Genomic DNA, 238 nt, shown 5'->3' with positions numbered 1-238 from the left:
CTGAGGCGCTTGCTGACTCAGAAGCACTTGCTGACGCTGACGCACTTGTTGATTCAGACGCACTTGCTGAAGCTGACGCACTTGCTGACTCTGAAGTACTTGCTGAGGCTGATGCGCTTGCTGAAGCCGAGGCACTTACTGACTCAGATGCAGACGCTGATTCTGATGTACTTGCTGAGGCTGATGTACTTGCTGAGGCTGACGCACTTGCTGAAGCCGAGGCACTTACTGACTCAGA

General features: G+C 53.4%; 1 pseudogene. It reads left to right on the top strand.

Annotated features, from left to right (window positions below):
• Positions 1 to 238, top strand: a pseudogene (locus AX663_RS10740) (adhesive domain-containing protein); the annotation flags it as partial.

It is taken from the genome of Streptococcus sp. CCH8-H5, from assembly GCF_001556505.1.
Taxonomy (GTDB): domain Bacteria; phylum Bacillota; class Bacilli; order Lactobacillales; family Streptococcaceae; genus Streptococcus.
The sequence above is the reverse complement of the archived record's forward strand: the minus strand, read 5'-3'. Positions and strand labels throughout refer to the sequence as shown.